Annotated in this window: 6 protein-coding genes and 1 pseudogene; 5 read left to right on the forward strand and 2 right to left on the reverse strand. The window is 62.0% G+C overall.

The annotated features are described in order from the left end of the window. Positions 1-164 (forward strand): annotated as a pseudogene (locus tag NW841_RS10480) (phycocyanobilin:ferredoxin oxidoreductase); the annotation flags it as partial. 7 nt (positions 165-171) lie between these two features. Here NW841_RS10480 and NW841_RS10485 read toward each other — a convergent pair. Further along, positions 172-999 carry a hypothetical protein gene (locus NW841_RS10485; protein ID WP_414386313.1) on the reverse strand — a complete coding sequence of 276 codons (828 nt, stop codon included), beginning with the start codon at positions 997-999 and terminating at the stop codon, positions 172-174. Positions 1000-1543: 544 nt separating this feature from the next. On the opposite strand from NW841_RS10485, the gene prmA reads away from it, so the two are divergent. The 4 genes from prmA to NW841_RS10505 all read left to right on the forward strand — a co-directional run bounded on the left by prmA (position 1544) and on the right by NW841_RS10505 (position 5938). Then, positions 1544-2365: a 50S ribosomal protein L11 methyltransferase gene (gene prmA, locus NW841_RS10490; protein ID WP_414364651.1), complete on the forward strand. Its 822-nt coding sequence runs from the start codon at positions 1544-1546 to the stop codon at positions 2363-2365. Next, positions 2338-3090 carry a 16S rRNA (uracil(1498)-N(3))-methyltransferase gene (locus NW841_RS10495; protein WP_414386315.1) on the forward strand — a complete coding sequence of 251 codons (753 nt, stop codon included), beginning with the start codon at positions 2338-2340 and terminating at the stop codon, positions 3088-3090. Before prmA ends, NW841_RS10495 begins: the two co-directional genes overlap by 28 nt. 96 nt (positions 3091-3186) lie before the next feature. Beyond that, entirely contained in the window at positions 3187-4446 is a 1260-nt protein-coding gene (hisS, locus tag NW841_RS10500; protein ID WP_414364641.1) for a histidine--tRNA ligase, read from the forward strand. Positions 4447-4453: 7 nt separating this feature from the next. Beyond that, on the forward strand, positions 4454-5938 hold the full coding sequence (locus tag NW841_RS10505; protein WP_414386317.1) for a hypothetical protein: 1485 nt from the start codon (positions 4454-4456) through the stop codon (positions 5936-5938). Positions 5939-5945: 7 nt separating this feature from the next. On the opposite strand, the gene NW841_RS10510 is transcribed toward NW841_RS10505, so the two are convergent. Further along, positions 5946-6656: universal stress protein (locus NW841_RS10510; RefSeq protein ID WP_414386319.1), on the reverse strand; the 711-nt coding region annotated here is incomplete at its 5' end.

Genomic DNA, 6656 nt, shown 5'->3' on the forward strand with positions numbered 1-6656 from the left:
TCCAGATCCTGGTTCACTACCAAGGGCAGCAGCGCTACTGCAGCCAGCAACAACAGAACGACCGCACCCGCCGCGTTCTAGAAAAAGCTTTTGGCCCCGCCTGGGCCGAGCGCTACATGAGCACCGTCCTTTTTGACTTGCCCCCCAGTCCGATGCAGACCTAGTGCAGATCTAGACAAGCTCCCCTTGCAGCCGCTGCTGGATGCTCAACGCCAATTTTTGCCCTAGGAACTCTGGCATGGTTGGAGTTGCATCCGGTCCCAGCAAGTAGAAAATGAAGCGCGCCCGTTTGCGGCGGAGCATCAGATTGAGGTTAACCACAGTCAAATCCTCCTGCGCTAGAGCGGTCATCACCCGGTAAAACACGCCCGGCTGGTTGTCCACATCCACCAACAGCGTGGGCAGATGAAACACTGGGTCAAAATAAAAAGAAACCTGGGTGTCTTTCAAGCCGGCCTTGAGATCAAACTCCAGCGCCAAAGTTTCATGAACGGGAAACACCCCTGCCAAGCACTCGTGAATGGCCCGTTCTAGGTTGAGCTTGGTCTGGGAGGAAAGGCTGTGGCCATCGCGGGAGACGGTGACCCGAATAAAAACCAAGTGGGGTGCGTAGATCTGCCCGTAGAGATGGATGCCGTGTACCGAGAGATTGAATGCCGTGAGCACCCCAAACAGGTCGCTGAGCAGAGAAGGGCGGTTGCGATAGGCCAGACAAACTACTGTCTTGCCGCGCTCGTCCTGCATCTGTACCACGGCCTTGCGGGTTTGGTAGAGGGCATAGGCCAGACGCAAGTTTTGAACCTGAACCTCGCTGCTGACAAACTGGCTGTAGAAAGGCGGAAAGCTCTGGTTGAAGCGCCGCATCAGAGCCGTTCGCGTCAGCGGGACGGAGTGCTTGCGAGGGCTGACTTCGAGCGGCTGGGGATCCTCATGGGCAGCCCTTTCCTCTCTGGCAAGAGGAGCCACCTTCGGCTGCTGCGCTGACTGCTCAGTTGACATCGACTTTGCCGCCTGCATTGCTTCCTCTCTATCGTTGCTCAACACGCCCTGGCGAAACCCCATCTATCCGTAAAATCACTGGGGCTCGAAGCGAGCGTCAACGCTGTACCCAATTCTTGTTCAATACTTTTGGATTTAATCTATCTCATAAGGCTGAGCTGGACATCCAAGGAACCGCTGAGGGCCATCCCCCAATTGGGGGGAGTCCATCCCTGCGTCGCTGCTGAGTCAACAGTGTGCGCCTTCAAATCCCAGACTAACCAGGAACAATGGGGCAGGCTCTTAAAGCCTAAACGATGAATTGAGGGGAAGACTGCAATTACTACAATTTCTGATATAGAGTTCTGTATTAAGTGCTAGCCTGCTGGCGACTTGGATCGCTATTCTGTTAGCCAAAATTTCGGTTTTCCTTAGGTTTGTTGAAGGGATCCCTGTGAGCACGACCGTTGCCAACCTCAGCCCGCTCTCGCCTGCCCAAGGGCCGGATCCCGATGGGGCCTGGTGGGATCTCCACATCGTTGCTTCCCCTGCCCAGGAGGATCAGATCTTTTGGCGGCTGGAGAGCTTTGGTTGTCAGGGCATGGCCAGCCAGGCCTACGGTGAAGATCGAATCAGTATTCATGCCTATTTGCCCTGGTTCCGCGCCACGCTCCTGGATTTGGCTGCTCTGGCGCTGCGCCTGCGGCAAGACGCCCTTGTTGCCGGCCAGCCCCTTCCCAAGCTGCGCTGGGAACGCATAGAGGCAGAGGATTGGAGCAACAGTTGGAAGCAACACTGGCAGCCCGAACCGGTCGGGGACAAGCTGCTCATCTGTCCGGCCTGGCTGGATCCACCCCCCCACCCCGGTCGTCTTCTGGTGCGGCTGGATCCGGGCATGGCCTTTGGCACAGGTACTCATCCGACCACCCAGCTTTGCCTGGAGGCTCTGGAGATGCGCCTTGGGGGGGGTGCTGGGGGAGTCACAGTGGCCGATGTGGGCTGTGGTTCGGGCATTTTGTCGGTGGCGGCAGCTCTCTTAGGAGCCAAGCGGGTTTATGCCGTGGATATTGACCCGCTGGCGGTGCAGGCCACGCTCCAGAACCGGGATCTCAACGGCCTGACGGATCGCATTGTGGTGGCCAAAGGCAGCCTGGAGCATATTCCCGAGATGGTGGATGGGCTGGTGTGCAACATTCTGACGGACGTGCTCTTGGATATGATCCCGCAGTTTGGCCTGGTGGTGAAAAAGGGGGGATGGCTGATCCTCAGCGGTATCCTCATCGAGCAGGCCAAGTTGGTGGCGGAGATGTTGGAGGCCAATGAATGGGTGGTGGCAGCCCTCTGGCGACGGGGGGAGTGGTGCTGTCTGAACGCACGCACGACCTGAGTTCCCTGCCCCGCTTGGCTATCGACCCGGCCCAACGGGATCCCGCGGGTGGGCTCCACTTGACCAGCCCGCAGCAGCACTACCTACAGCGAGTGCGCCGCCTCAAGCCGGGGGATCCGTTCTTGGTGTTGGATGGCTCCGGCAAGCTGTGGCTGGCCCATTGGCAGCCGCAGGGATCCCAAATTGCGGGCGAGGTGGAGGCGCTGCCGCGGGAGTTGCCCGTTTACCTGCATCTGGGCTTGGCGGTGGTCAAGGGGCCGGGGTTTGATGAGGTGTTTCGCCAGGTTACCGAGCTGGGGGCAGCGCGCATTACCCCCCTGCTGACGGAGCGCACTGTGGTGGAGCCGGGATCTGGGCGGCAAGAACGCTGGCAAAAAATTGTGCAAGAGGCCGCAGAACAATGTGAGCGGTTGCGCTGGCCCCAGATCGACCCACCCACCCCATGGACCCGTTGGCTAGCCGAGCTCAAAGCCGATTGGTGGGGTATAGCCGTCGCCCGCCGAGAGGCCCCCCCGCTGCTGCAAGTCCTACCGCAACGGAGGGATCCTGTCGTGGCACTGGCCATTGGCCCTGAAGGCGGCTGGACAGAGATGGAGCGCCGCCAGGCGGAAGCCTACGGCGGAGTACCTGTCTCTTTGGGCCCTACGATCCTGCGAGCCACCACGGCGGCTGTGGCCGCCGGCAGCCAAGTTGCGGCCTTCTACGCTCGCTTGAGCCGGGGCTAGCTCTGCCCCTCAGCAGCAGGAACGCTGTTGCCGATATGATGGCATTGACATGAACCCTTGGTTCCCAGGACGGGGCTCTGGGCAAGAGGAACCAACATGGAGAAAATCCAGGCGGTGCGGGGCACCCGCGACATTTTGCCGCAGGAGGTACGGCTTTGGCAGCAGGTGGAGGCCAGCGCCCGCGAGATCTTGGGGCGGGCCAACTACCAAGAGATCCGCACCCCGATTCTGGAGCTGACGGAGCTTTTTGCCCGCAGCATTGGCAGCGCCACCGACGTGGTGGGTAAGGAGATGTACTCCTTTAGCACCCGCGGCGAGCAGGAGGTGAGCTTGCGCCCCGAAAACACCGCCGGCGTGGTGCGGGCCTACATCCAGCACGGGTTGCAGGTGGCAGGCGATGTGCAGCGCTTCTGGTACTGCGGGCCCATGTTTCGCTACGAGCGTCCCCAGGCGGGGCGGCAACGCCAGTTCCATCAGTTGGGGGTAGAGCTGCTGGGCAGCCGGGATCCCCGTGCCGATGCCGAGGTCATCGCCTTGGCCTGGGATCTGCTGCGGGCGGTGGGGGCAGAAAACCTCACCTTGCGGCTCAACTCCCTCGGGGATCCGCAGGATCGGCGGGCCTACCGCCAAGCCCTGGTGGACTACCTCACCCCCTTGAAAGAGCAGCTCGATCCCGACTCGCAAGAGCGCCTCAGCCGCAACCCCTTGCGCATCCTCGACAGCAAGGATCCCCATACCCGTGCCATTGCCGAGAAAGCACCCAAGCTGCCCGATTACCTCAGTGCTGACTCACGCGCTTTCTTCGAGCAAGTGCAAGCCCATCTCAAGGTCCTAGACATCCCCTATGAGCTGGATCCCTACCTGGTGCGCGGCTTGGACTACTACACCCACACCGCCTTTGAGATCATCTCGCCGGAGCTGGGATCCCAGAGCACCGTCTGCGGGGGCGGGCGCTACGATGGCCTGGTGGAAGAGCTGGGCGGGCCGCCGACCCCGGCGGTGGGCTGGGCCATCGGCCTGGAGCGGCTGGTGTTGCTGCTGCAGAAGAAACAAGGGGAGATTCCGCCAACACCGGTCGAGGTTTACGTGATCTCCCGCGGGGCAAAGGCTGAGGCCCAATCCCTCCAGATCGCCCAAGCCCTACGCCAAGCCGGCTTCTGCACCGAGCTGGATCTCAGCGGCAGCGCTTTCAGCAAGCAGTTCAAGCGGGCCAGCCGCAGCGGTGCGACCTGGGCTGTTACGCTGGGGGACGCAGAAGCTGCAGCCGGGGAGGTGCAGCTCAAGCACTTGCCCACGGGGCAGCAGCAAACCCTCTTGCAAGCTGACTTGGTGCAGTATTTGGCGTCCCAGAGGTGATGGAGTGATGTTGAGTTTTTGGGTGCGGCGCAACGGCCGAGAAGACTGGCAGCCGGTATCAGCCGAGGGAGCCATTCTGGAAGAGGACACCTACACCATCGTCGCCCGTTCCCCCCAGCCCCACTTCACCATCACAGTGGAAGTCCGCCAGCGCCCTCTGCCGACCGAAAATAGCGGATCCCCGGCAGGAGCAAACTCCAAGACAACCACCTCGCTCCTGCAAACCCGTTCGGTGCGCACCAACGAGGAGGGGATCGGCATCATCCTGCCGGCCACCCACCTCGCCCCTGGTTTTTGGGAGTTCCACTGCCGCGATGCCGATTTGATTGCCGAGCTGTTTGGTGAGACAGAGCTGAACAACTGCCTCCGTCTCCAGGTTGTGCCCGGCTCGGCTCAGCCGGAACCCGCAGCACCTTTGGCGGCCCAGCCAACGGGGCCCGAACCCTCTGCCCAGACCAAAGCGGCTGCCATCCCGCCAGAGCTGTTTTCCCTGATGCACAGCGAGTTGGAGGGATCCCCCGATGAGGTGCTGGTGTTGACGGGGCGGATTGGCTGCAGTGGCGAGCTGCGGGTACGAGTTTGGCAAGAAGGTGAAGGGGAACAGAGCCCGGTTTTCGAGGGGCAACGGCTGATTCAATTTCCGGCTGAAGCCCGGACAGCGGTGTTCAGCATTCCCATCACCCTGCCGAGCTATACCTGGAGCCGTCCGTTGCGGGGGGAACTGCGCCTTACTCCGTCCTCCTGGCCGGATCCAGAGCCGCTGCGGATCTCCTTTTCCGTTCGCTGTCGCGGCCAGGGGGAAGTCCTCCCCCCCTCCTCCGGGATCCCTGCTGGTCAGCAGCGGCAAGAAGAAACGCCAGCCGCAGCCGACAGTTCTTCCCCGACCTCACCTTTGCTCTCCCCCGAACGCACCCTGCAGAAGTTGTTGCGCATCTGGCAGCGCAGCACCCCTGCGGGAAAAGAGGATGCTGGAGGAGCTCCCAGCCCGCTTCAGCCAGAAGAGCTCCCAGCCTCCCCTGCCCCCCTAGCAGACACCGCACCCGAACCTGCCGCCCAACCGGAGCCACCTCGCGAGGAGGCGGCCCCGCCGCCACCGCTCGCCGCCGCCAGTCCGGGAACCTCGCCTCTTTCCCCCCAGGTGCCGGCAGCTTGCCCGGTACCGCAACTGGTGGTGCCCGAGCAATTGCGGGCAGGTGACAATTTCGACGTAGTGCTGCGTTTGCCGGCCTCGGTCAATTCTGCCAGTGGCTCGACCTCTCAGCCTCCTTTGTGGATTAAGTTTTGGGTCAAGCACGGCCGCACCCGCTCGCTGGTGGATGGCCCCCGTTGGTTGCTGGACTTCTCCCGCGATGACCAGGGACGGTGGCAAGCCCTCACCCGCATGACCATTCCCCCCGGCGTTCCTGAACTCATCTTCGAGGCTTGGGCCGTCAGTCCGGATCGCCAGCAGCAAAGCGACCGCGTGACGGAGCGCCGTTCTATCTTGCCTTAGGGGTCCCTCAGTCTTGGGCCGAGCGCACCATCAGCACAGGGCAGCCGATGTGCACCCGCACATAGTCGGAGATGGAGCGCCCCAGCAGCCGATCCAGGTCAGGGATGCTGCGGGCAATACTGGGCCGGCGATCCGGGGATCCCATCACCAACAGGTCGGCCTTGCTCTCTTCCGCCAAGCGGACGATCTCGGTGCCCGGATCCCCGACCGCCGTAAACAGCCGGTGGGGAATTTGGCGGCTTCTGAGGGTGGCAATGGCTTTGTCTATAACCTCGTCCCGGCCTTGGGCATCGGCATCCAGTTGTACCGAGGCCAGAAAAATCTGGGCTCCCGGGATACCGGCAACCAGATCCAGGGCTGTGGCAAAGGCAGCCTGGGCGGCAGGGGAGTTGTTGAGGGCCACCATGACATGGCTGGGGTATTTGACGTAGGCGTCGTCTTTAACCAGCAGCATGGGGCAGGAGGCGAGCTGGAAGACGTATTGGCTGACCGAGTTCTGCAAAATGGCCATGATGCGGTTGCGCCCGCGGGATCCCATCACGATGAGGGGATTGGGCAGGGACTCGGCCACCTGCAGTACCACCACCTTGGGATCCCCTTCCACCAGTTGAGTGCTGATCTTTAGCCCAGGCCGCGGGGGAAAGGTCTGCAGCGTCTGGGCCAACAGCTCCTGTCCCTTTTGCCAGGCAGCGCGCATGTCCTCAGCAGAGGTCTGGGA

This window comes from Synechococcus sp. H60.3 (genome assembly GCF_047462295.1).
Lineage (GTDB): Bacteria > Cyanobacteriota > Cyanobacteriia > Thermostichales > Thermostichaceae > Thermostichus.